Source organism: Magnetococcales bacterium, assembly GCA_015231755.1.
Lineage (GTDB): Bacteria > Pseudomonadota > Magnetococcia > Magnetococcales > Magnetaquicoccaceae > Magnetaquiglobus.
Window position 1 is genome coordinate 1 of sequence record JADGAZ010000003.1, and the last position, 22,835, is coordinate 22,835.

Annotated in this window: 18 protein-coding genes and 1 tRNA gene; 10 read left to right on the forward strand and 9 right to left on the reverse strand. The window is 57.2% G+C overall.

Annotated elements, in window-relative coordinates:
* Both HQL98_02525 and HQL98_02530 read left to right on the forward strand, forming a co-directional pair.
* Positions 1-185, forward strand: a 185-nt coding sequence (locus HQL98_02525) for a hypothetical protein (protein ID MBF0270939.1), incomplete at its 5' end; no start/stop codon positions are given.
* A 232-nt stretch (positions 186-417) separates the two neighbouring features.
* Positions 418-969, forward strand: a complete 552-nt coding sequence (locus HQL98_02530) for a hypothetical protein (GenBank protein ID MBF0270940.1) — start codon at positions 418-420, stop codon at positions 967-969.
* Positions 970-1,465: 496 nt separating this feature from the next.
* Here HQL98_02530 and HQL98_02535 read toward each other — a convergent pair whose 3' ends face one another.
* The 4 genes from HQL98_02535 to nagZ all read right to left on the reverse strand — a co-directional run bounded on the left by HQL98_02535 (position 1,466) and on the right by nagZ (position 4,710).
* Positions 1,466-2,443 (reverse strand): FkbM family methyltransferase, encoded by a 978-nt coding sequence (locus HQL98_02535; GenBank protein ID MBF0270941.1) that lies wholly within the window; start codon positions 2,441-2,443, stop codon positions 1,466-1,468.
* Positions 2,444-3,030: 587 nt separating this feature from the next.
* Positions 3,031-3,106, reverse strand: a tRNA-Glu gene (locus HQL98_02540).
* 96 nt (positions 3,107-3,202) lie between these two features.
* Positions 3,203-3,598 carry a DUF971 domain-containing protein gene (locus HQL98_02545; GenBank protein ID MBF0270942.1) on the reverse strand — a complete coding sequence of 132 codons (396 nt, stop codon included), beginning with the start codon at positions 3,596-3,598 and terminating at the stop codon, positions 3,203-3,205.
* 23 nt (positions 3,599-3,621) lie between these two features.
* Positions 3,622-4,710: a beta-N-acetylhexosaminidase gene (gene nagZ, locus HQL98_02550; protein ID MBF0270943.1), complete on the reverse strand. Its 1,089-nt coding sequence runs from the start codon at positions 4,708-4,710 to the stop codon at positions 3,622-3,624.
* Positions 4,711-4,796: 86 nt separating this feature from the next.
* Here nagZ and HQL98_02555 point away from each other — a divergent pair, with 86 nt between their 5' ends.
* Positions 4,797-5,246 (forward strand): VanZ family protein, encoded by a 450-nt coding sequence (locus HQL98_02555; GenBank protein MBF0270944.1) that lies wholly within the window; start codon positions 4,797-4,799, stop codon positions 5,244-5,246.
* A gap of 25 nt (positions 5,247-5,271) precedes the next feature.
* On the opposite strand, the gene HQL98_02560 is transcribed toward HQL98_02555, so the two are convergent.
* Positions 5,272-7,293 carry a molybdopterin-dependent oxidoreductase gene (locus HQL98_02560; GenBank protein ID MBF0270945.1) on the reverse strand — a complete coding sequence of 674 codons (2,022 nt, stop codon included), beginning with the start codon at positions 7,291-7,293 and terminating at the stop codon, positions 5,272-5,274.
* Between the two features lie 45 nt (positions 7,294-7,338).
* Between HQL98_02560 and nth the strand changes: the two genes are divergently transcribed.
* Both nth and HQL98_02570 read left to right on the forward strand, forming a co-directional pair.
* Positions 7,339-7,971 carry an endonuclease III gene (gene nth, locus HQL98_02565; GenBank protein ID MBF0270946.1) on the forward strand — a complete coding sequence of 211 codons (633 nt, stop codon included), beginning with the start codon at positions 7,339-7,341 and terminating at the stop codon, positions 7,969-7,971.
* A gap of 15 nt (positions 7,972-7,986) precedes the next feature.
* Positions 7,987-12,216, forward strand: a complete 4,230-nt coding sequence (locus HQL98_02570) for a DEAD/DEAH box helicase (protein ID MBF0270947.1) — start codon at positions 7,987-7,989, stop codon at positions 12,214-12,216.
* 38 nt (positions 12,217-12,254) lie between these two features.
* On the opposite strand, the gene HQL98_02575 is transcribed toward HQL98_02570, so the two are convergent.
* Positions 12,255-13,268 (reverse strand): hemerythrin domain-containing protein, encoded by a 1,014-nt coding sequence (locus tag HQL98_02575; GenBank protein ID MBF0270948.1) that lies wholly within the window; start codon positions 13,266-13,268, stop codon positions 12,255-12,257.
* A 16-nt stretch (positions 13,269-13,284) separates the two neighbouring features.
* Positions 13,285-14,733: a bacteriohemerythrin gene (locus tag HQL98_02580; GenBank protein MBF0270949.1), complete on the reverse strand. Its 1,449-nt coding sequence runs from the start codon at positions 14,731-14,733 to the stop codon at positions 13,285-13,287.
* A gap of 674 nt (positions 14,734-15,407) precedes the next feature.
* Here HQL98_02580 and HQL98_02585 point away from each other — a divergent pair.
* Both HQL98_02585 and HQL98_02590 read left to right on the forward strand, forming a co-directional pair.
* Positions 15,408-15,650, forward strand: a complete 243-nt coding sequence (locus HQL98_02585) for a hypothetical protein (protein MBF0270950.1) — start codon at positions 15,408-15,410, stop codon at positions 15,648-15,650.
* Between the two features lie 139 nt (positions 15,651-15,789).
* Positions 15,790-16,089, forward strand: a complete 300-nt coding sequence (locus tag HQL98_02590) for a hypothetical protein (GenBank protein ID MBF0270951.1) — start codon at positions 15,790-15,792, stop codon at positions 16,087-16,089.
* 113 nt (positions 16,090-16,202) lie between these two features.
* On the opposite strand, the gene acnB is transcribed toward HQL98_02590, so the two are convergent.
* Entirely contained in the window at positions 16,203-18,740 is a 2,538-nt protein-coding gene (acnB, locus tag HQL98_02595) for a bifunctional aconitate hydratase 2/2-methylisocitrate dehydratase (protein ID MBF0270952.1), read from the reverse strand.
* 217 nt (positions 18,741-18,957) lie between these two features.
* On the opposite strand from acnB, the gene HQL98_02600 reads away from it, so the two are divergent.
* The 3 genes from HQL98_02600 (at position 18,958) to HQL98_02610 (ending at position 22,135) form a co-directional block, all read left to right on the forward strand.
* The gene (locus tag HQL98_02600) at positions 18,958-20,100 is read left to right on the forward strand and encodes an FHA domain-containing protein (protein ID MBF0270953.1); all 1,143 of its coding nucleotides are present in this window, start codon (positions 18,958-18,960) and stop codon (positions 20,098-20,100) included.
* A gap of 38 nt (positions 20,101-20,138) precedes the next feature.
* On the forward strand, positions 20,139-20,600 hold the full coding sequence (locus HQL98_02605) for a hypothetical protein (protein MBF0270954.1): 462 nt from the start codon (positions 20,139-20,141) through the stop codon (positions 20,598-20,600).
* Between the two features lie 293 nt (positions 20,601-20,893).
* Positions 20,894-22,135: a DUF2252 family protein gene (locus HQL98_02610; protein MBF0270955.1), complete on the forward strand. Its 1,242-nt coding sequence runs from the start codon at positions 20,894-20,896 to the stop codon at positions 22,133-22,135.
* A 63-nt stretch (positions 22,136-22,198) separates the two neighbouring features.
* Here HQL98_02610 and HQL98_02615 read toward each other — a convergent pair whose 3' ends face one another.
* Complete coding sequence (locus HQL98_02615) at positions 22,199-22,816, reverse strand: sel1 repeat family protein (protein MBF0270956.1); 618 nt, start codon at positions 22,814-22,816, stop codon at positions 22,199-22,201.
* Positions 22,817-22,835 lie beyond the last annotated feature (19 nt).

Consider the following 22,835-nt stretch of genomic DNA (forward strand, 5'->3'; position numbering starts at 1 on the left):
TTTTCCTGGTGATGAACCTGAACCTGCTGGTCAGGTTCTTTTTTGCCCTGAATCGGCCATCACTCAGCGTGGTTTTTGCCAGCCTGCTGCCTCGGATGGTCGCCTGGCAAGCTTTGCTGCAAGAAATGACGGATCGGCGACGGCTACCACAGGGTAAACCCATGATCGCGGTGGGGGCTTTTTGAGGAGGCCCTAAATATAACTTTGATATTAAATAGCACAATAGCACGTGCCCATCAACAGGCCGTGACAGATAAAGAGGGGGGGGATTCTGCTACCAGATATGATCGTAACCAATTAAATTTCAGAGTATTTTTTATGCTGGTTGCTTTGTCATTCTGGATTGTTTGAATGTCAACTCCGCCTAACAATATGGTCAGCATCTTCCATAACCAAACCTAAAAAGAACTTGGAATTATGCCTAAAAAATTAACAACATACATAAAATCATTGTTATATATTATATTTTTATGCTATATGCTAAAGCAAATCGCGAACAAATTTGACATTTATCTAACAAATAACATTATAAACAATGCAATTGAACTATTAATTTTTATAATTATTTTACTACCATTCTCGATAAAATTAATCCGTAAGAAGATAATATTTATAATCTATATAGCAATATTGCTAATATGTTTGCCATTTATTATATTTGGTGAATTAATGGTACATGGAGATCTAAACAATGGCTGGCGACTTGTTTATCGTAAACCATTTAACAATGAGAAATTTCTTGGCATCTTCCGTACCCCAGATCTGGGTGCTTTGGGTGGGGATTCTTTGGCTGCAGCAATGGTAACCCCCTTACTTCCAGGCGTTGTGCATCGATCAGTCATTTCAACAAATCTGCGTAACGAATCACAAAGTGTCGGAAATGAGCCCTTGCAAGTGATCTGGCAAAACAATCTTTGGTCAGTTCCAAGTTTAAAAGAATTGTATGATTTGCCTGTGCTTGACTATTAAGCAAATCAATCCATTCTATTGAATCGGAACATAAAATTAAAATAATCGAAATCCACCCAAAAAACCCATCCGCACAAAAATCAGGATGGGTACAGGCGCGATCCGCGGGGTGAGCGAGACCTCACGAATCGCGCCACATTGGACAAAGGATCCCGAACGTGCCCCGGGGATGTGGGGTCAGGGATTCGTCCAAACGGCGCATGGCAACCGGACGACCGGACTGATGAAGCGGGCCAGGGCAAAGCCGTATTCCGCATTCATGCCTGAATACCGTACCAACGAACCCTTGCAAGATCTGTGCTGAAAACGATCTTTCCGGACCGAACAGACTGATGTTTGATTTTCTTTGGGAATACGACCAAGGCATGGCACCCTCCCCGGCATTTCTTTCCCGGATGGTTGCCGCCGCGGCCAGACCGTTGACAAACCATCCCGTCAGGGAACAAAACCGGTCCCCCAGGGGGCAAAAACGCTCCGCCGCCACGCATGTCAGGAGTCACCCGTTCTGGCGTTGGGCAGTAAGAATGAAAATGGGTTTACGCCCTTCTTGCACCTGATGTTCCAACTCCCCCGGAGACTTGCTGCACACCACCGCGTAGCCTTGATGGCGCAACCGTTCGACGATGGCGGCGGAACGCCCCAGACATTCCCGGTTAAAAATATGCACCTCCATGGCATACCGATCGGCCCGCGACAACGTGGTGTCGGTGGCGCCTTCAAACAGGTCGTACTCCCCCCCTTCGATATCACACTTCACAAAGTCGGCGCGTTGCGCTCCGGCCTTGTGGTAGAGGTCTTCCAGGGAAATGGTGGGCACTTTCTCGATGGTGTTGGATTGTTCCGCTGCGTCCAGCAAAGCGGTGATGCTGGAATTGCAACCGGTCTTGTTCGGATCCGTGTAGATCTCCAGAATCTCTCCACTCTTCTTGCCGACAGCCAGCTTGTAGGCGTCATCCAACGGGTGGCCATTCAAGGAAAGATTGGCACAAAGCTGACGATAATTGCCCTCCACCGGTTCCACCGAGATCACCCGCCGCGCCTTGCGCCACATCATGGTGGAAAGCACCCCGCAATTAGCCCCGATATCGAACACGATTTCCAGGGTATCCGGCATGGCGGCAATCTCATAACCATCCTGGATGACGATTTCGTCAAACACCAAAAAGTCCTGGGAGGTAGGACGCAGCTTGAAGGTGCCGAAAGAAGGATGACTCAACCGCAGATGTCCATCCGAATCGATGTGGGACACGACTCCCATCCCGACCCCTTCCCCGCACAACCAGTCCCACAAGGTATCGTTGCGGCAATCACGCCGGGCAAAGGTGGCCATCCCCCCATCCTTGCCTTGCAACACAAAAGGATTGGCCTGCACAAAACACAGCTTCACATGGGCGGTGACCGGATCCTTGAACAGATGACCAGCCAACTGAAGCCGTCGCCGATCAAAAAGCAAGGGGATTCTCGCAGGTTTCATGATGAAGCCTCTCCAAGGATCAGACACCCATCAACACAATGTGCAATGGGCCCATGATGGCAAAAAAAACAAGGCCATGAAAAGATGACTTCCATGGCCCACATGAGCCGATTCCGCTCACGTTTAATGATACCAAGACCAGCATGGGCAGGCAATGCCTGACGGTTTTCCCCGCTTGAACCGCAGGTTCCTCCTTCGTCTCCACAATGAGGCCGTTCCGTACTCTTCAATTGTACTTGGTCAGCCTTGACACCGCATTGGACGAGAAACGCCTTCCACCGCTCCTTGAGACGTTGGGTCGTACCAGGATCTGCCTTGCCCCAGATGACCGGGAAAATTTCCGCTGCCACACCATCCAGATGGGGTTTGACAGCGTAGTTCAAATTATCCTCAAGATCACTCACGATTATTAATATTTTTGATGCTTTCCCGAACTGACTCCGCCAAGTTTCGCTATCCGCTCCAGAGGCTACCGAGTGGAAGTCGAAACGATATCGGCTATCTATTGAAATATTTGACTTCTCAAGCACAAAAAAAACCGCCCGAGTGGGCGGTCTGGAAGCGAAAAAAATCTGGTAAGAATGAAATGGCGTCCCCAACGGGAGTCGAACCCGTGTTACCGGCGTGAGAGGCCAGCGTCCTAGGCCACTAGACGATGGGGACCCGAGCACTTAAGCTGGGCACTCTTTTACCCGTTGCCGGAGCCGGGAGCAAGGCTTTTTTTGTGCGGGGCGCCGCATTTTTTCCAAGCGGCACTTTTCAAGAAGCCTGCATGATGGGAATGACACTGGCCTTGCGGCGTTTTCCCGCCACCCGCAACGCCTCCAGGTAGTCCGCCCAGATGGCCTCCTGGTTGGCGCCCAGCTCGAACAGGGTCTCCCAGGCGTAAAGCCCGCTGTCGTGTCCGTCGCTGAAGGCGATCTTGATGGCGTAATGGCCCACCGGCACGATGGAGGTGATGGTGACATCCTGCATGCCATCCACCAGTTGCGCCTCCTCGGGGGTATGACCAGCGCATTTGGCGCAGGGACAACGCACCCGCAGATACTCCATGGTGTAACGAAACTGCTCACCGGTATCCCAGGCGATCTCCACCACGCGCTCGGCACGCTTTTGACGAATTTCCGTGGGAATGTGCTGGCTGCCGTAAGACATGATTCTGGCTCCTTCTTGCATTTTCAAGTCGTGGATTGGGTGGGATCATCGGCAAACACCTCTTCGGCGACCGACTCCACCTGCTGACGTCTTTTCCGATAACCGGGATCCTTGAGCAGACGCCGGATCGATTCGGGCTGCATCCGGTAAGGGGCGAGGATATGCCGCACCCGCCGTCGGGAGGCTTCGGTTTCGCTGGCGTCCATGGATTTCATGGCCCGCGAGATCCCTTCGATCACCGCCTCGTTGTCCTCCATGCGCCCCGTGCAACACAGCAACAGATCACAACCCGCCATCATCGCCAGTCGCGCCCGTTCTTCCATGGTGCCTTGCAGCGCCCCCATTTCCAAGGCGTCCGAAACGATGACACCCGAATAGTTCCATTTTTGACGCAACAGCTTGTGTAACAGGGTACGCGACCAGGTGGCCGGCACGCCGTCATCCACCCGGGACAAGGCCAGATGAGCGGTCATGATCCCCGGCAAATAACCCAGCATGGCGCGAAACGGGTTCAATTCCCACTTTCCCATGGCCTTGAGACTCTTGTCCAACACCGGCAACGCACGATGGGAATCGGCACGCGCTGCACCATGGCCCGGAAAATGCTTGCCAATCGGCATGACACCGGTTTGACGGAATCCGTGCAACCAGGAGGTGGCATTCAGGATCACCTCGGAAAAGTGGGAGCCAAAAGCCCGCTCCCCGATCACCGGATCCGCTCCCTCCTCGCGAATGTCCAGGACCGGCGCGCAGTTGACCCCGATCCCCAGGGCGCGCAACTCCTCGCCGCACAACCTGCCGGCGGTGAACAACAACCGTTCGGCGCGTATCGGATCCTTGCGGGCCAACAACGCGAACTGATAGGGACTGGGATATCGGGCCAAAGGATCACGCAGACGCTGCACCCGCCCACCTTCCTGATCAATCCAGATGGTCGGCGCAGCCGATGTTTCGCCAATGGCCTTGATGAGCGCGGAAGTTTGTTTTAAACAATTGATATTACGACCAAAAAGAATCACCCCGGAAGGTCGGACCCGATTCAAAAAGGCCACTTCGGCCTCCGAGAGTTCCGGACCCTGAATTGCGATAATAAGGTGGATTTGCGGTTTCATTCTGCTATAATCCTGTTTCCGCCTCATCGGGGGAGCTTTGGAGAATGGTGGTGAATTCCATCAACACTAGGATATGGTCTGCAAAAATGCAACGCGAACCGATCGACACAGCGGGGATTCCCGCCCACTGGAAAAAAAAGGGTCTCCATGCTGTTCTGTTGCTGGGTTACTCATTTTTGATCTATCTGCTTTCATCCATGGTTGGACAAAACAGTCAGCCCCTCTTTGAAAACCAGGACAAGATCGAACACATTCTCGCTTACGGCTTCATGGCCTACATCGCCTGGAGTACCTTGCGTCAATGGACCTTGTTGCGGCATTGCTGGCTGTGGGCCTGGGTCTATGCCGTGGCCTATGGCATGACCGACGAATGGCATCAACTCTTCGTGCCGGGTCGCTATGCGGATTTTTGGGATCTGGTGGCCGACGCCGTGGGCGCGGCACTGGCCATCGCCATCCTGGAACTCTACCGCGCCAGACCGGAATCCCGTGTCTGGATGATCCTGCCACGCTTCTCCCGTTTTTCCCTGCCTTAAGACCATCCATCGGTCTTTAAGCAGGTCACGACAGACGCACCACCTCCACCCGGTTGTCATGCAAAGCCGGCCCCCCATCCGGGGCCGTGGGGCAGGCATGGGAAAGAGCATTCAACCCGATTCCCTCGGCAAACGCCCCCGCAGGCTGATTGGACTCGCACAAAGTCATCCCCACCCCCACATCTCCGGTCACCCGGGCCACCATGGTCAATTGACCCACGCCGTTGAACACCGCCACCCGATCCCCCTCGACGATTCCCCTTTTTTGAGCATCTTCCGGATGGATCCATAACCGTGGGGGGCGTTTGTCCGCATCCAAGGTGCCGGTGAAGGTGGTATTGAGTACCTCCAGCGCCGGAGGCGTCATGAAATCCAGAGGATAAGCGGTGGCTTCCGCCGGATCGTCGCGACGATTGACCGCCCAGTGATCGGGAAAAGCCGGCATCCGGGAATGCGACCAGCCGGGACGAAAATGAAACCGGCCATCGGGCTGGGGAAATCCCTCCACAAAGTGACGCGCCTCCCAGGCGGGAGCGCAATCCAGCCAGGGTTTTTCCCACTGTTCCAGGGGGGGAAGTCCGGATTCTTTCAGCACCACGCCAATCGTCTCCGCCACCCCCAGCCGGAACGGCTCATCGTCGAATCCCAGACGACGGGCCAAAGCGTTGACCAGATCGTGATTGCACAGCGCCTGCCCACGCGGCGGCAGCACAGGCTTGGCGTGTTGCAGCGTGTATTGTCCGTAGGCCTTGTAGAGATCCTCGTGTTCCAAAAAGGTGGTGGCGGGCAGCAGCACATCGGCGAAACGGGCGGTATCGGTCATCACCTGTTCGTGGACCACGGTGAACAGATCCTCCCGGGCCAGACCGGCGTAGACCCGTTGCAAATCCGGACAACTGCCCGCCGGATTGGCATGGGAGACCAGCAGGGCCAACACCGGCGGCGTGAGGGTCGGATCGGTCAGCACCTCCCCCAGACGGCTCATGTCCAGCACACGGGGGGTATGTTCCGGGGAACGGGGAGGAGGCAGCGGCTGCGGGGAGAGATTGAACGCCCCACCGGTGGCGAACAAGGCGCCGCCTCCGGTGTGTCTCCAGGCACCGGTCACGGCGGGCAGACAAGAGACCGCGTGAATGTTGACCGCGCCATTGTTCTGCCGGCTCATTCCCAGACCGATGCGGATAAAAGGAGCCCGCGCCCGCCCATACATCCGGGCGAACTCCCGGATCAACCCCGGATCCAATCCGGTGATGGGCGCGGCCCACTCCGGGGAACGGAGCGCCAGATGATCCTCCAGGGCCGAATCGAAGTCGGTATGGCGTTGCAGATAGTCCCGATCCGCCAACCCTTCCTCCAGCAACACCTGCATCACCGCCACAGCCAAAGCGCCATCCGTGCCGGGCCTCAAGGCCAGATGCAAATCCGCCAGACGGGCGGTCTGGTTGCGGTAGGGATCCACCACCACCAGTCGCGCTCCCTGACGCCGCGCCTGTTTGATGTGGCTCATGAGGGAAATGTGGGTGGCCGCGGCGTTGATGCCCCACAGAATGGGCAGATCGCTTGCGGCCATTTCCGTCGGATCCGGCCCCAGGGCCAGTCCCACTCCGGCGCGCCACCCCGCCCAGCCAATGGCATAACAGATATTGCCATCCAGCCCGGAGAAACCGGCCCGGGTGGTCAAACGGGCATAGGCGCGCCGCTGGATCACCCCCATGGTGCCCCCGTAGGAAAACGGCAACACCGCCTCCGGCCCCGGATTGTCCATGATGGACAGCAACCGCTCCCCGATCCGGTCCAGCGCCTCGTCCCAGGAGATTTTCTTGAAATCCGCCACCCCCTTGGGGCCCACCCGCAGCATGGGATCCAGAATGCGCGGTCCGTCCTGAATGGCCTGATAACGGCTCACCTTGCCACAGATCACCCCGCGGGTCAGGGGATGATCCGGATGGCCATCAATGGCTTGCAGGCGTCCCTGGTCGATGGTGACCTTCAAGGCGCAGGTGCCGGGACAGTCCAGGGGACAGACACTGTCGAAAGTCTTGGACATGGAACTCCTTTGCCTATCGGGGGCGGTTGGTGGATAATCCGCAGGATGGAAAACGCACACATTATCGCACTGTTTAACGCCTTCAGGGAAGCGGATCCGCATCCCAAAGGCGCGCTTTGGTTCCGGACCCCCTATGAACTGCTGGTGGCCGTGGTGCTGTCCGCCCAGTCCACGGACGTGGGGGTGAACCGGGTCACGCCGGGTCTGTTCGCCCTGGCCGCCGATCCGGAGGCCATGGTCCGACTCGGAGAAGACGCCATCCGCGCCCAGATCCGTTCCCTGGGACTGTTCAACACCAAGGCCAAAAACATTCACGCCTTGAGCCGCATCCTGGTGGAGCGTCATCACGGTCAGGTGCCGGAAAACCGGGAGTCCCTGGAAGCCCTGCCCGGCGTGGGACGCAAAAGCGCCAATGTGGTGTTGAACATCGCCTTTGGTCACCCCACCCTGGCGGTGGATACCCATGTGTTCCGGGTATCCCATCGTCTGGGGCTGGCGGACGGCAAAACCCCGGAGGCGGTGGAACGACAGCTTTTGGCCTGCATTCCCGAGACTTTTCTTCTGCATGCCCACCATTGGTTGATCCTGCATGGCCGCCACGTCTGCATGGCCCGCAAACCCGCTTGTGCGCGTTGTCTGATACGGTCGTGGTGCCCACTGGGCGCACATGATCATTGATTTGGAAGGGATGTCATGAATTCCGTGGAGATCAAACGACGGATCGCGACCCTGCCCGCCCTGGACCGCTGTGTGGTCTGGCTGATCGCGATTTATTATCTGCCCGCAACCCGAACTGAACTGTTCAAGGCTTTGCAGAAATGCGCCCCCATCACCACGGGCACACGGGGTACCGGTCTGAATCACCATCTGGAAGGGACGCTGCGTCGTCTGACCGATCTGGGGCTGATCGTCGAGGAAAAAATCTCCCGGGGTGTGACCGGGGTGCGCATGCCCAGCCTCATCTCCTGGGAAGCCATGGAACTGGCCGTGGCCGACGACACCTTTCCGGCCCTGATCGCAGCGGTGCAAGAGACCACTCCGGCGGTCATCCAGTACAGTTGGGGCATGGCCCGGGCGGTCTCTTATGAGCTATGCATCCGGGAAATCCGCATCGGACTGTTCACCAACGACCTCAATCCGGTACGCTATTTCATGGGATTGGCGGAACGGGCCTTTCCCGATGCCAACCGCCCCTCCCCGTTCGTGCGGCTTTGCATGCAGCCGTTTCGACCCGAATGGTTCGGCGCCCGTTCCACGATCCTGCAAATCGAAACCTTGAGCCAAATCATGGTGGAGACGATTCGGGGCTTTCTGCCTTTTGCCGAGATCATTCCGTTGCTGCAAAGCTATCGGCTCCATGCCGACGAGCAACATGGTCCCCAATTCCGCCATCTGTTGGTAGTGTTTTTATTGTTGTCCGACCGTCTGGACGAAGCCCGTGACATCCTGAACGGCGAGAGGCCGGTGGATGCCCCCTTGTGTCTGCGGGCTTGGCTGCTGTTCATGCAAGGGGATTACGAACGGGCGATCCCCGGTTTCGAAGAGAGCCTGCGGGCCATCGAAAAAAGCAGCAAAGGCAAAAATAAAAAGGTCTTTCTGCGCCATCCCAGCGGCCCCTCCTTCATTCTGGCGCTCCTCAAGACCGGCAACCGGCTCCATCGACGCACGGCCATGGATTACATGGATCGGGTGTTCCGTACCGGCTCCGACCCGTTGCGTTTCGCCTACGAGGGGCTGTTCGCCCTGGCCCTGGTGATGGACAACCGGGTACGGGCCGCGCAAAGCTGGCTGGAACGGGACGAAGCCTTCGGAACCGCGGACACCGCGGAAATCCAGGCCAGCCACCGGCAACTGGTGGCGGGATCCGGAAAAGCGGATCTGAAATCACTGGCGCCGTTCTGTCAATTTTTTCATGTGCTGGCCCATTACTGGATCGATGCCGCCAAGGCCCGCGTCCATGTTCCGGTGCTGATGGAGTTGACGGAACTGGCGGAAGGTCACGGTCATCTCTGGATGGCCCGGGAGAGCCGGGCCTTGTGGGAGGTGCTGGATGGCCGGGAGTGTGCGGACAGCCGCAGCATCGTGGCGCTGATGCGGCCCAAGGAGGTGTGGGAGTGGGCGTTGGAAGCTCTGGAGGATGTGGCCGGAGAGCTGAAAAACGCCCAGGGGGACGAGGAGACCCCGGGAGGACACGACGCGACCCGTCTGGTGTGGTTGATCAGCGCTCCCAAGGCCGGACTGAGCTTTGTCCACGCCAAGGAACAAAAATGGACCACCAAGGGGGAATGGACCCGGGGTCGGGTGATCACGCAGCGCAGCCTGCGGAGTTTGGGCGCGATGCCGGGCAAGCTCTCGCCCCAGGACATGAAGCTGTGCGCCGCCATGGAAGTGGATTTCAACCGCTACGGGGCGCGGGAAAGCCGCATGGAGGGCCATCGTCTGCTGCCGTTGCTGGTGGGCCATCCTCTGGTTTTCTGGGAAGACGACCCGACGCTCAATGTGGAGGTGGTGGCGGGAGAACCGGAACTGTGCGTCCGGGAGGAAAATGGCAAGCTGTTGATCCATTTTTCCGAAGACGCCTCCCGGCTCGGGGCCTATGCCATCCGCGAAACCCCGACCCGTTGCCGGGTGGTGGAGATTCTGCCGCGTCACAAGGAGGTGGCGGAAATTCTGGGCAAAGGTCTGGAGATTCCCGGCAACGAACGGGAACGGGTCTTGAAAATCTTGCCTGGACTCTCCACCCTGGCGACGTTGCAATCGGAAATCGGCGGCGTGGGGGAACATCTGCCGGTGGTGGAAGCCTGCTCCCGTCCCCGGATTCACGTTTTGCCGTTCAACCAGGGGTTGAAGATCAAGATCATGATCCGCCCCTTCGGCGACGAAGGCCCCTGGCTGCCCCCCGGCGAGGGAGCCGCCACCCTGATCGCCGAGGTGGCCGGACGTCGCGCCCAGACCACCCGCGACTTGAAAGCCGAACGGGAACGGGCGGAACGGATTCTGTCGGTGTCGCCTCTGTTGGCCGAGGCGTGGCAAAAGGATTGGGAATGGAGTTTCGAGGAGCCGGCTTCCTGCTTGCAACTGTTATCCGAACTGCACCATCTGGAAGATGGGCTTACCCTGGAATGGCCCGAAGGCGAGCGGTTGCGGGTGAGTCGGCCCTTGTCGTTCGGGGCCATGAGCCTGCGTTTCGAGCGGCAGAAGGATTGGTTCTCCGTGGATGGCACGCTCCAGGTGGACGAATCCCTGGTGCTGGACCTGCAAGAACTGCTCAAGCTCATGGAAGGGGCGGAAGGGGGACGGTTCGTGCCTCTGGGGGAGGGGCGTTATCTGGCCCTGACGGATGAATTCCGCAAGCGCCTGGCCCAGTTGGAAGCCTTTTCCCAAGGGACCGGAGCCAAACGGCATGTCCATCCCATGGCCCTCGGCGCCCTGGAGCCGCTGCTGCGGGAAGCGGGCAACAGTCAGGTGGACCCAGGCTGGGAGGAGCAGTTGGAACGGTTGCGCTCGTTGCAGGATTGGAGACCGGAACTGCCTTCCACCTTCACCGCCGAGCTGCGGGAGTATCAGAAAGAGGGGGTGCAATGGCTGTCCCGTCTGGCGGCCTGGGGGGCGGGAGCCTGTCTGGCGGATGACATGGGACTGGGCAAGACCCTGCAAGCCTTGGCCCTGTTGGTGACCCGCGCCCCGGATGGACCAGCGCTGGTGGTGGCTCCCACCTCGGTATGCATGAACTGGCTGGACGAAAGCCGACGCTGGGCACCCACCTTGAATGTTCAACTGTTCGGCGGGGTGGACCGGCAGGAACTGTTGAACGGTTTGGGTCCATTCGATCTATTGGTATGCAGTTACGGGTTGCTGCAAAACGAAGCGGAACGCTTTGCCGGCATCCAATGGCATTCGGTGGTGCTGGACGAGGCCCAGGCGATCAAGAACCGTCAGACCAAACGTTCCAAGGCGGTGATGGAGTTGAACGCCGGCTTCCGCATGGTGACCACCGGCACGCCGATCGAAAACCATCTGGGAGAGTTGTGGAACATCTTCCGATTCATCAATCCCGGCTTTCTGGGATCGCTGGAGCGGTTCAACCGCCGCTTCGCCGTGCCCATCGAACGGGATCACGACGACGAGGCCCGCATCCGCTTAAAAACCCTGATCCGTCCCTTTGTGTTGCGACGATTGAAAAGTCAGGTACTCGACGAACTGCCCCCCCGCACCGAAATCACCTTGCGGGTGGAGATGGACGAGGAGGAACGCTCGTTTTACGAGGCGTTGCGCCGCAATGCCATCGAACGGTTGAGCGGGGATCCAGTTCCGGAGGAGGATCGACGCTTCCAGATCCTGGCCGAAATCATGAAGCTGCGGCGCGCCTGCTGTCATCCGGCCCTGGTGGTGCCGGATTGCGGATTGTCCGGGGCCAAGATGGCCTTGTTCAAGGAGGTGGTGGAAGAACTGTTGGCCAACGGGCACAAGGCGTTGGTTTTCAGCCAGTTCACCAGTTATCTGGCCATCATCCGCGACCTGCTGGACACCGAGAAGATCTCCTATCAATATCTGGACGGCTCCACCCCGCCGATGGCCCGACGCGAAGCGGTACGGGCCTTTCAGTCCGGCAGCGGAGATCTGTTTCTGATCAGCCTGAAGGCGGGCGGCCTGGGTCTGAACCTCACCGCAGCCGATTATGTCATCCACATGGATCCCTGGTGGAATCCGGCAGTGGAGGATCAGGCCTCGGACCGGGCCCACCGTTTTGGCCAACAAAGGCCGGTTACGGTCTATCGTCTGGTGATCCGGGAGTCCATCGAGGAGAAAATCGTCGATCTGCACCGCCACAAACGGGATCTGGCCGACGGCCTGCTGGACGGGGGCCAGACCGCCAGCACCATTTCCGCCGAGGAGTTGATGCGATTGCTGGCCGAAGAGTGAAAAGAAAAGGGGGAAGAGTCGTCGCGGGGAGTCGCGTCTCAAAGACGCTTCTGGCTGCTGGCAAACTCGACAAACAAACCGTCGGAACGCACGGTGTGGCTCAGAAACCATTCATACAAAAAGAAATGCAGATCCACAATCAAGCCGATGCTGCGGTCGCACACCAACTGATTCACCAACGCCTTCACCCGAGTCAGCAACCCCTGATGTTCCTGGATATGGGCAGCCAGTTTGGGATAGCCGATCTTGCGCATCCACGCCTCCTCCCCGGCGAAGTGATCCCGGCAATAGGTGAGCAGAAACGCAATGGCGTGATCGATTCCGCTCCAGTCTAGCAGGGTAGGCTTGTGGGTGGAGAGTCTGCCCGCCAGCAGTCGAATGCCGACAACGATATTCATCAAATCGACATGCTCTTGATCAATTTCCGCAATGCCTGTGGCAATCAGGTGCCGCCGCATCGTTTCCCGCATCGCAACCTGACTTCTGGCCTCCGCATCGGCCTGCGGCCCATGGGCATCGTCCCGTCGCAACGCTGGCGGGAGGTGCAGTTCCGTGCCCGACAACGCCACCCTTTCCCCCCTGGCAAACCGGGCATAGGCCATATCCATCTGATTGATGTGTTGAAACAGCCACCCAATCACCAGATGCATCAGATCCACAATATATGATACGGATTCCTGCCAGATCCGCTGTTCCAACGTCAAAAGAGACTGGATAAACACCTGATGCGCCTGCCGATGGGCGTGCAGATCCGGAAACCGCAACGTTTCCATGAATCCTTCCTCATCGTGGAAATGTTGGATGGCATAACGTTTCAAGGCGAGGATGGCCTCTCTCAGGGCATCCAGATCCTGCGGGTCGGGGGCTTTCTTTTGCAACCGCCGCATCTGGGCGTAAAGAACCACCATAATCTCGACCAGTTGTGTGTGCTGTCCATGCAGACCCGGAACGCCGATATCCCGCAGACGGCCCAACAGATTGCTGCGGAACGTATCCAAAGAGACATCACGCTGAAGATCATCCGGAACTGATGACATCACGAGGGCTTTCACAAGCGTATCTCCTCTTTTAAGAAAAGGGGCGGTGAGGCGGTTGAACACAATCGACCTCATCTGGTTGCAAAGACGACACGAACCGATAATATTTGCCGTCTTCATGGAGAATATGCTCTCTGAGCCAACCGCTCAGAAGTTCCAGCAATTCATCTCCGATCTGTTGCTGGGTGGAGATGTTGACCTCATGAAGAAACCGATGACGCATATCCCGTACCTTCCGGGTCAACGCCTGATGAATCCGGATATGCGCCTGCAAGTCCGGATATCCCATCTTGAGCAAATAGGCCTCTTCGCGCGCAAAGTGACCAATCGTATAGTTGAACAACTCCTGCTGCACCAGATTGAACATGATCACATCCCGCTGTTCGATGGATTTGTAGACCTGGTTCAGCAACGCGATCAGATTGCAGTGATCGAAATCCAACAGGCGATCTCCAACCGTCATGTCCGGAGTCCAGACAATGCGATTGGAGCGCTGACGATCCTCCAGCACCGCCAGAAAGGCATCGACGATCTGGGGATCGAACATCTGACCCGACATCTTCTGCACAAACCCGATCGCCTCCGCCTCGCTCCAGGCCTGTTTGTAGGGCCGCTCCGAAACCAGGGCGTCATAGACATCCGCCAACGCGACGATGCGCCCGGACAACGGAATCTCCTCCCCCGCCAGCCCATCCGGATAGCCGGACCCGTTGAAGTTCTCATGGTGGGATTTGGCGATCTCTTCGGCCATAGCCAGATAGCTGTCGTCGTCGAGATAATCATTCAGGCGTTTCAACAGACTCCACCCCATGAGGGCGTGCTGTTGAATGATCTGACGCTCCTGGGCATCCAGAGCGCCCGGCTTGAGCAGAATCCGGTCGGGGGTGGTGACTTTGCCGATGTCGTGAAGAATGCTGGCCAGGGCGATATTCTGCAAGAAATGCTCGTGCAGAATGGAACCGTACAACCCCTGCTCCATCAACTTGCGCGTCACCGCATGGGTCAAACGGGCCACGCGCAAGACATGATCCCCCGTGGTCTGATCCCGACTCTCCGCCAACTCCGCCAACGCCATCACCGTGATCCGACTGGAACGGTGCAAGGACTCCATGGTGGTGTGATGCGTCGTCACATCGGTGATGGTCAACGCATACCCACCCTCCTCCAGCGTCCGTCCCCGCACCGCCAGCCATCTGCCCGCCAGAAAAAAATCCGCCGGCGTAAACGGTATGCCGGTCGCATGGGAACGCGACACCCCTTCCGCGATCGATTGATTGTCGTGTCGACCCACTTTCACATACTGTTCCAGAATGGACAAACAATCCCCAAAGGGCCGTTCCACCAGGGATTCCTGGATATCCAAACAGAACAGCTTCAAGAAATTACCATTGCAGAACAAAACAATGCCCATATCATCGACCAGCAACAAACCCCGGCTTGTCTGTCCAAGATAATGTTCAAGCAAACAAACACGATTCATTCGGTCTCATCCTTGCAACAGATTTTTATTGTCTGACGCTGCCCACCACACACAGGCATTGTCCCGCACAACGCGGCAAGAAGATTATATAATAACCTATCAATTCCTGCGCTATACGATAGGATACCATAAAAAGACCGACACCAGCATCATAACGAATCACACCCCGGGATCACAGCCTCTTTAGAGAAGACCAAATCAAGATTTAACACTCCGTTCATATACAACATAAAGATTTATCATTATCCCATTTATGCAATAATATACTCTCAATAACCTAGCAAACGCAATCAAGAAAATTAAAAATCAACATTTTACCACCTTCAGCAATACACTTTTGTTTCATATTCCATTCTTTATGTTTCATGCTACATGTTTCATGTTTCATGCTTCATGCTTCATGCTTCATGCTTCATGCTTCATGCTTCATGCTTCATGTTTCATGTTTCATGTTTCATGCCCGGTCAGGCTGCGACACTCCCAACGGTCAGAACGGATCAAGGTGCCGAAGGCTCTCACGCCTGGACCCGTCCTGGATTGCCGTGCCGGACCTACCGTTGAAATTTTATTCAACATGGCTATTCAAGCATGGGAAGGCATGCTATCCTTGCCGAAGCTCTCGTTAAGAGCTTTAAAGATACCCAATGCGTTTTCTAAGACAAGGAGATGGATTCATGAAAAAAAGCATTCTGGCACTGACCGTGGCACTGGGTCTGGGTCTGGGTCTGGCGGGCACGGTTGCCTCCGTGGACGCAGCCGAACGGGTTGCGTCCAAAGGCACCATGATCATGGCGGCTGCCACCGACCCGGCAACCGACAAACATGCCACGCATGCCAAGGCCACCAAAAAAGCCAAAAAGAAAACCAAGAAAAAAGCGGCAGCCGCAACCAAAACGGATACCCTGATTACAAAATAATCTTCTTTGGTTTGAATGCACGCCCGTCGATTCTTCCATGGATCAGATCTGCAAGGCATCCGTTCCATGGAAGAGATGACCGTGTCGATGAGAAAGCAACACTGTCTTTACCTTTTATACTGCTCAAGGGAACTGGTTGATGAAGAAAAATCTGTTGATGGTGGCGTTGTTGTTGGGTTTGACCGGAGGAGTCGCGTCCGCGGCGGATCTTTCCTCCACGGATCTTTCCGGCCTCTCCAAGCCGTTGATTCTCGCCTCTGCCGATTCGATTCAATCCGCGGTCGTGGTGGATGAGGATCAATCCACGGTTCTGGACAAAAAGAAAAAGAAAAAGAAGAAAAAAGCCAAAAAGGCCAAACAGCAGAAAGCGGGAGCCAATGATTTCGGCGCCGGCGCCGGCAGCTCCGCGGGACAGTGGGATACAGGACCGGCCCAATAAATCCCCTGCCGGGATTGCGGCCATTCGCGATCGGTTTCCACTTCAAAGATTTCCGATCAAAAAAAAACGCCCAGGTTACCCTGGGCGTTTTTTGTTTCAGCCACCGCGGCGCGTCAGGCGCCGCCGGTTTGCTCATAATTGGGGATTTCGTCGAAGTTCAGATACTTGTAGACACTGGCAGACTTCGGGGAGACCCGCTCTTCCATGATATTCATGTACTCTTCCACGGTGGGCAGGCGTCCCAACTGAGACGAGATGGCCGCCACCTCGGCTGAAGACAAAAACACCTTCGAACCTGTACCCATGCGATTGTTGAAGTTACGCGTGGAGGTGGAAACCACCGTGGTGTTGTCCTTGACCCGGGCCTGATTGCCCATGCACAACGAACAACCGGGAATCTCCATCCGGGCACCGGACTTGCCGAAGGTGCTGTACACCCCTTCAGCGATCAATTGCCGCTCGTCCATGCGGGTAGGGGGAGACAACCACAAACGACCCGGCACCTGGGGTTGATTGTCCAGAATCTTGGCCGCGGCCCGGAAATGGCCGATATTGGTCATGCACGAACCGATGAACACTTCATCCACCGGGGTGCCGGCCACGCTGGACAACAGTTTCACATCATCCGGATCGTTGGGGCAGGCCAGGATCGGTTCTTTGATCTCGTTAAGATCGATTTCGATCACGGCGGCGTATTCCGCATCGGGATCGGGTTGCAGCAAGGTGGGATTGGCCAGCCAAGCTTCCATGGAGGCAATCCGTCTGGAAATGGCTGCTGCCGCCTGATACCCCTGATTGAGCATGTTTTTCAACAACGTGACATTGGAACGGATGTATTCGATCACCGGTTCCTTGTTCAGCAACACGGTGCAGGCCGCCGCCGAACGCTCGGCGGAAGCGTCGCTCAATTCAAACGCCTGTTCCACCTTCAGATCCGGCAATCCCTCGATCTCCAGGATGCGACCGGAGAAGATATTCTTCTTGCCGGCCTTGGCCACGGTCAACAACCCTTTCTGGATGGCCACATAGGGGATGGCATTGACCAGATCCCGCAAGGTGACGCCGGGTTGCATGCTGCCGGTGAAACGCACCAGCACCGACTCGGGCATGACCAAGGGCATGGCACCCGTGGCCGCGGCAAACGCCACCAATCCGGAACCCGCCGGGAAGGAGATGCCGATGGGGAAACGGGTGTGGGAGTCACCCCCGGTACCCACGGTATCGGGCATGCACATGCGGTTGAGCCACGAATGGATGATGCCATCCCCCGGGCGCAAAGCCACACCGCCCCGCTCCTCGAAGAAACCCGGCAGGGTCTTGTGGGTCTGGACATCCACGGCTTTGGGATAGGCCGCCGTATGGCAGAAGGACTGGATCACGAAGTCCGCCGAAAAACCGAGGCAGGCCAATTCCTTGATCTCATCCCGGGTCATGGGACCGGTGGTATCCTGGGAACCGACCGTGGTCATGGTGGGTTCGCAATATTCACCCGGGCGCACCCCCGTCTGAGCCACGGCCTTGCCGACCATTTTCTGGGCCAGGGTGTAACCCTTGCCGGTATCCGGTGGATTTTCCGGCAACTGGAACAAGGTGGTGGGAGCCAGTCCCAGGATCTCCCGGGCCTTGGCGGTGAGTTTGCGACCCACGATCAGATTGACCCGTCCCCCAGCCCGCACTTCGTCGGCGAGGGTGTCGGGCTTGAGGGCGAAACGGGTCACCACCGCGCCATCCCGGCTGATGGTGCCTTCCCGGGTGTTGATGGTGATCACATCACCATTCTTCAAGGCGCTCACGTCGCACTGGATCGGCAACATGCCGGAATCCTCGGCGGTATTGAAAAAGATCGGCGCGATGGTTCCACCGATCACCACACCTCCGGTACGCTTCGCCGGCACGAACGGGATATCCTCACCGATGTGCCAGATCAACGAGTTGGCCGCCGACTTGCGGGAAGAACCCGTGCCGACCACATCCCCCAGATAGGCCAGGGGATGCCCTTTCTGCTTGAGGCGGATAATCTCTTCCAGAGAGCCGGGCTGACGGGTACCCAGCATGGAGAGGGCATGCACCGGCACATCCGGGCGGCTCCAGGCCTCGGAGGCGGGAGACAGATCGTCGGTGTTGGTTTCACCCGCCACCTGGAACAAGGTGACCGTCACCTCCTCGGGCATGGGCGGACGGGAGGTGAACCATGTGGCATCGGCCCAATTCTGCAACACCTGTTTGGCGTTGGCATTGCTTTTGGCCTTGCTGGCCAGGGTGTCGAAAGCATCATAGATCATCAGGGTATTGGACAGGGCCGCCACGGCTTCGGCAGCCAGTTCCGCATCATCGAGCAGACGGATCAACGGCATCACATTGAAGCCACCGATCATGGTGCCCAACAGACGCACCGCCTCCAGACGGCTGATGACACCACACTGCGCCTTGCCCTGCGCCACGTTATCGAGGAATGCCGCTTTCACCTTGGCCGCATCGTCCACACCCGGCGGAACCTGGTTGACCAACAGACTCTTCAAAAACTCCGCCTCGCCTGCTGGGGGATTGAGCAACAGCGCGATCACCTCAGCGGTCTGTTGAGCAGTCAGTGGCAGGGGGGGAACACCTTGCTTGGCGCGTTCCTCGACGTGTTGACGATAGGCTTCGAGCATGGAAACGATTCTCCTTCGATAATATGTACGGGAGACTGCCTGATGGAGCGCCTCGTAAAAAGCGAGGCGCATCATTCACGATAATCCAGGTGTTGCGCCATTGGCAAGTCATCGCGTTTCTCCATGGAAATCCGTAGTCGCTTTCGTGACGGTTTTCGGGCTATACTGAACTTTAAAAAGTCAGTCCGGCCCATTCCTTTGCCTGGGGAATCGATCCATGAACAAACCACCTCCCCCCATCACCGGAATCTCCGATCTGCTCGGCGAGGGAAGCAGACTCGACTACCACGCCTTGATGAGTCTGGCCTCCGAAACCCCCGAACAAAACTTCATCCGCCAACTCGGACACTGGGTGTTGGCCGGAGATCGGGTGGTGCGGGGCAAAATCACCCCGGCCACCAGCGACATCATCGAAACCGCCCGGTTTGAACCCGCCGCCAACCAGCCGATCCACGCTCCCGTCCCCGGCAATCTGACCGAGGTGATCTACGCCTTCCACAAACCCACCCAACCCGTGGACGGTGTACACTCCTTCACCCTGGGTCGCACCGACGAAAACGATTTCGTCATGCCCGATTACGCGATCTCCCGCAATCAGGCGGTGATTCACGTTTTCCGGGGCAACCGTTTCCGGATCCGCTGTCTGGGAGGATCCAACCCGATCTATGTGAACAACGCCCCTTTGACCAGAGAACAACTCCTGCGGGAAGGGGATGTGATCGATTTCGGGCGGTTTCGTTTTGTGTTGCTGGCCCCAAGCGGTCTGTATTTCCGTTTGAAAGGGATCAAGGCCCAACCCCGCATCCGGCAGTTGATCAACTCCCTGGGACAGGCGGACTACAAAGCCTTGAAGGATTACGCGGAAAAACACAACGTGGACATCTTCTCCCAACTGTTGCGCCATCCGAGTCTGGTGGGTTCCGGAGTCTTTCGCGGCTATGCCAGCCGTACCCCCGGCACCGACCCGGATGCCACCCACGCCTTTCTGCGGGATCTGTCGGGGGGACCGGACGCAGTGCCTTTCAAGGTTTTGGGCCGCTCGATCTTTCCGTTGATCCAGCCGGAACGCACCGAAGAAAACCAACAGGAGTCCCTCACCATCGGTCGGGCGGTGGAAAATGATCTGGTCATGGGGGATGACGCCATCTCCAATCACCATGCCCAGATCCTCTTTGGCGCAACCGGACAGTATTTCATCCAGGATCTGCATTCCACCAACGGGGTTTTTGTCAACGGTCACGAACTGGACCGGAAACCCTGTGAACTGTTCGACAACGATAAGGTCAAGATCGGTCGTCACGAATTCACCATGATGTTTCCCAGCAATCTGTTCTATCATCTGACCGGAGCGCGATTCTGAAAACATCACCCGCCGAACGCACACGGAGACACAATCACATGAAAATCGGACGCAAAGCCTGGATGATGGCATGGGGAGTGGGACTGGGCATGGTCATCGCGGCGGTCATCACGCCTCCGGCCTGGGCCAAGGAGGCACAACAACAAGCCACGGTCTACAAATCCCCGTTGTGCGGCTGCTGCACCGGCTATGTGGAATTTCTCCAAAGCCAGGGCTACACGGTCACGATCGAAAACATCGCCGACATGGATCCGGTCAAACGCTCCCTCGGGGTGCCCAAAGAACTGGAATCCTGCCACACCACCCGCATCGGCGGCTATGTGGTGGAAGGTCACGTACCCCTCAAGACCCTGCAACGCCTGTTGCAAGAAAAACCCGCCATTCCCGGCATCGCCCTGCCCGGCATGCCCACCGGCGTACCCGGCATGCCCGGCCCCAAGGAAAAATTGACCATTCAAACCCTGGAAAATCCGCCCAAAGTGTATGCCGTCGAAGAGTAATCCCACCCCCCTTCTGCGCGGCATACCCGCAAAGACTGGGGCGGGGCTATCGGGAAAAATTACTTAAATTTATCTTGTCCGAACACTGATAACAAAAAACCACCCATCCCCCTCTCCAAAGACCTGAAAAAAGCTTGCATCCACCCTTTTCATCCCGGATCATTCCATTTGGCGATTCCGGGATTCTGCATATTTTTACGCGCCAGAAATGCCCGGCCATCCGCAGTCGGAACCTCTCTTGTCAATATCCGTCACAACGTGCCGATATCCTCTGGACCAGAAAAGGAAAAACCATGAATAAAGAAAAAATGATCGATCGGTTGCACTTCTTGATGCCCCACCTGACACAACAAGACATCCTGAACAAGATCCATCCCAACGATATCACCGACCCACCCAGCGCCTTTTTATTTTTCCGCGCCTTTGTTCCCTATTTCAGCTACGAGGTGGAAAAAAAACGGCTCCTGGATGCACTGGAGATCGCCAAGAAGCGCTATCGCTGCTGGTGCGTGGGAGATCCCCATCTGGAGAATTTCGGGGTGATGGCCCAGTTCCGCCAACACAAATCGGAACAGATCCTGTTCACCATGAACGATCCGGATGACGGGGGATACGGGGATCCGGCGGTGGACCTGCTGCGTTATCTGACCGGATGTCGGCTGGCGGGCCAGGATGTGGTGGGACAAGGGAAGACGATCCATCACAGACTCCAAGACATCATCCACGCCTATCGGCAGGGTCTGAAAGACGACCACTGGCCCAAAGATCTGGATGCGGTTTTGGCGTTTCTCGATCAACGGGGCGTCAAAGGGAGTACCCAAGACAAGGTGCGCGAGGGGATGCAACCGGGCTGCACAGCGGATCCCCAATATTTCAACCCCACCAGTGGCACCTTGATCCGTACAGGTTCCAGCGAAAGCGACTACAGCATCTCCACCCAAGAACAATCCGTGATCCGGGGAAAAATCTCCCAGGAGTTCTCCCGTCACTACACGCTCATGGACCTGATCCAGTTTTCCAAGCAATCCGGGGGATCCGGGGGATTGATTCAGTACCGGGTACTCCTGAAACGCCAGAAATCGGTCCAGAAAAGATGGCCGAAATGGGTGGTCCTCGATGTGAAACCCCTGGTGCGTGCCGGCATTTATCCCTTGTTCCAAGACCACCTGAAACCCCGCGTCTCCACCTCCTTGACTCCAAAAGTCATCAAGAAACGGGCCAATACCAGCTTGCGTCGGGAGCGGGTCGGGAATCCCGATTATTTCAATCGGGGGGTGGTGCTGAACGATATGGGACCGTTTCTGTTGCGGGTCCGCTGGAGCGGACAATTCAATGTCAAAACCAAACAGGTGGAAAAAGACCATGCCCTCATGCGCGCCGAAGCCTGGATGCTGGGCATGATCCATCGCGAAACCCTGCACCACCTTTCCGCCTATCGGCAGGAATTGAACCGGCACTCCACCCAATCCACGCTGCTGGAGCAATCCAAACGCCTGGCAAAACACATGCGAAAAGCTTTCCACTGCGTCCAGTGAGGTGGCGGGATCACCCCCGGCCCACAATAATACAATCAACCATCCGCCACGATGATCTCGAACTCACCGCGGCGTCGCTCCACTCCCCTGACGGGGACGCAACGGCGCAAAGACCAAAGGCTCGCCAGGTTTCCACTGTCTGGCCATCTCCCTGGCCCGGGCGATCCGGGCCGGGGTCATGCGAGCGGCCACGGTGGCGCAAAACCGGCAGGGGTCATTCTCCTGTCCGACCCGCTTGCCGTCCCGCGCCCTCTGGGCCAGAAACTGCCACAGGTAAGACCGTTCATCATCCTGGACCAGCCCCTGCCCTTTTTCGTACATCCAGCCCAGATTGCGCCGCGCCAGCACATGGTCCTGCTCCGCAGCCATCAAGAACCATCGGGCCGCCTCGCGGTAATCCCTGGTCACGCCCTTGCCATTGTCGTACAAGGTTCCCACGCCGTTCTGGGCCTCGGCATTGCCCTGGGCGGCCGCCAGACGATACCAGCGCATGGCCTGCCGATACTCCACGGCCACCCCCCGGCCTTCGTGAAACATCTGTCCCAGCTTGAGTTGGGCCTTCACATCTCCCTGCTCCGCCTGACGGATCCAGGAGTCCAATGGGGCGGCGTCCCCGATGACCGGGATCCCCCCCAACAACCCCAGCCAGACCAGGATCCACAGCCGGAATCCCATGGCCATATCCCCCACCTCAAAAAAG